Origin of the sequence: Bradyrhizobium genomosp. III (assembly GCF_000261705.1) — a bacterium.
Taxonomy (GTDB): domain Bacteria; phylum Pseudomonadota; class Alphaproteobacteria; order Rhizobiales; family Xanthobacteraceae; genus Bradyrhizobium; species Bradyrhizobium ottawaense.
The window spans coordinates 1-2,699 of the sequence record NZ_AJQF01000436.1 but is presented as its reverse complement, the minus strand read 5'-3'; the positions used below and the strand labels follow the sequence as shown (position 1 = coordinate 2,699).

General features: G+C 63.9%; 2 protein-coding genes. Both read right to left on the bottom strand.

The window, feature by feature from the left end; genetic code table 11:
* Positions 1 to 1,194: phosphoenolpyruvate carboxykinase (ATP) (locus IC66_RS0134665; protein WP_038950723.1), on the bottom strand; the 1,194-nt coding region annotated here is incomplete at its 3' end.
* A gap of 285 nt (positions 1,195 to 1,479) precedes the next feature.
* Positions 1,480 to 2,699, bottom strand: a 1,220-nt coding sequence (locus IC66_RS0134655) for a CHAT domain-containing protein (protein ID WP_038950722.1), incomplete at its 5' end; no start/stop codon positions are given.

The window sequence follows — 2,699 nt, the reverse complement described above, 5'->3', positions numbered from 1 at the left end:
GCAGGTCGAGAACTCCGGCTGCGGCTCGTTGCCGAGACCGCGCTCGGTGCCCGCGACCTTGGCGGTGTAGCCGGACAGGAAGTGATACATCGCCTGCGCCGGCGAGAGCTTGGCGATCGGCGGCAACACGCCGAAGGCGTCGGCGGCGAGCATCACCACGTTCTTCGGCTGCGGCGCGCGGCCGGTGCGCGAGGCGTTCGGGATGAAGTCGAGCGGATAGGCCGAGCGCGTGTTCTCGGTCTTGGAGCCGTCGTCGAAATCCACAACGCGGGTGTCTTCGTCGAGCACGCAGTTCTCGAGCACCGCGCCGAAGCGGGTCGAGGCCGCGAAGATCTCGGGCTCGGCTTCCTGCGACAGCTTGATGCACTTGGCGTAGCAGCCGCCTTCGAAATTGAAGACGCCGTTCGGGCCCCAGCCGTGTTCGTCGTCGCCGATCAGCGTGCGGTTGGGATCCGCCGACAGCGTGGTCTTGCCGGTGCCGGACAGGCCGAAGAAAATTGCCGCGTCGCCCTTGGCGCCGACATTGGCCGAGCAATGCATCGGCATCACGCCGCGCTCGGGCAGATAATAGTTCAGCGTGGTGAAGACCGACTTCTTCATCTCGCCGGCATAATAAGACCCGCCGATCAGGACGATCTTGCGGGCGAAATCGATCGCGACGACGTTCTCCGACTTGCAGCCGTGACGTTTGGGATCGGCGCGGAAGCTCGGCATGTCGATGATGGTGAGCTCCGGCACGAAGGTCGGCAGCTCGATCGCCTCGGGGCGAATCAGCAGCGTGCGGATGAACAGCGAGTGCCAGGCGAGCTCGGTGAAGACACGGGTCTTGATCCGGTAGGCCGGGTCGGCACCACCATAGAGATCCTGCGCGAACAGCTTCTTGCCTTCGGCGTGCTTGAGGAAGTCCTGATAGAGCGTCTCGAACTGCTCTGCGGTGATCGACTGGTTGCCGGCCCACCACATCTTCTTGTCGGTGGTGGCGTCACGCACCGTGAACTTGTCCTTCGGGCTGCGCCCGGTGAACTCGCCGGTGTCGGCGCAGAGTGCGCCGTCAGCGGACAGCACCGCCTCGCCCGCAGTGAGCGAGTATTGATAGAGTTGCGGCGCACCGAGGTTCCAGTGAACCTGCTTGAGATTCTTTAAACCGAACTTGTCGGCGCCGAAGGCACCGTTGCGCACGCCCGTCTCTTGCACGAAAAATCCTCCTAGAACCCGCGACATTCAGCGCGACCAGAACTTCAGCACCATCGCGGTCACCGTGATTTATAGGCCAACCGGCCTCGGCTGGGCGACCTAATAATGATGAACGCTGGCGTTGCCAAGCTGATCCCGCAGGATTTGGTTTATTCAAGGACCGCGCCAAACGTCGCGCATGTCAGCTCTGAGCAGCTGCATCAAAAAATCACGAATGATCGCGCAACCAAATGCGGAATTCGGCGTTGATGATGGTTTTTGCGACGCACAATTCCGGCTGCCGGCTTATCGTACCTCGCCTTCGCCAATGAGCGCGAACGGTCCCCACATTGCCGGGTAGGCGTTGCGCGGTGACGAGGTGTCGTCGACAAACGTTAACATCGCGCGGCGCAAGGCTTCGGCGCGACCGATTTTCGGTTCGTTCTTGAGCAGCTCGAACGTCGATGTGGTGAGGCGGGTGGCGGCTTCCGAATCCACGGCCCAATGCGAGACCAGAAGCGCGCGGGCACCGGCATAGAAGAAAGAGCGCGCCAATCCCGACAGCGCTTCGGCCCCGGGCTTGTCGCCGGCGATGGTGTTGCAGGCGGACAGAACCACCCAATCGGCGTTGAGCTTGAGCTGGGCCACTTCGCTCGCGGTCAGAAGGCCGTCGTCGAGCTCAGACGGCTGATCGGGAATGGACAATGCAAGCGAGGGCTCGCCCAGTCCCTTGACGTCGCCGGCGACGAGGCCGTGGGTGGCAAAATAGATGATGCCGTATTGGGCAAGCGCTGCACGCTTCAGCGTCGTTTCGCTGGCATCGCGTCCGAGATGGATGTCGGCATCAGTGGCGCCGACGTCCCTCGCCACCGCGTTCAGCTCATCGGCGGTATCTGGCAGTTGCGGCAACGCCTGCGCCAGCCGCGCGCGATCGACCCCGGCGCCGCGCCAGAAATCGGTATAGGCAATCGTCGCAATGCTGCGCGCCGCGACCTTGCCGCCTGCGGCGCGACGGTCGGCGGGCCCTTCGGCTGCGGGATTGAAGACGGGATCGCCGAAGCCGGTCATCGGCTTTGCGCCCTGATCCCTGCGCGCGAAGGCACGCAGCGATTTCAGGCTGATCACCGACGGCAGCACCGAGACGGCCTGACGCCTCAGCAGCCAGGCGGCGTCGCGATAGCCGTCGAGCCTGTCCGGAATCGCAGCCTGCGGCTTCTCGGTGACCAGCAGATGGAACGGCAATGCGGTCAGCGCCGCCGATGGCACGACCAGCAGATTGCGCTTGTCCTTCGTCAACGCCTCGACCGGGCCGAGCAGCGCGACATAGAGCTCGTTGGCGAGCGCGAGATCGAACAGGCCCGATTTGCCGGAGGCATCGCGCGCCTTGCCGACATCCAGCCCCCTGCGGAAGGCCGAGACTTTCCGCGCCATTGCGTCCGCGCCGAGCGAGATCTCCTTCCAGTCGGCGCCATCGCGCGTGATCGCGATGACGTAGCTCCGCTTGTCGACGACGGAATAGATCACCA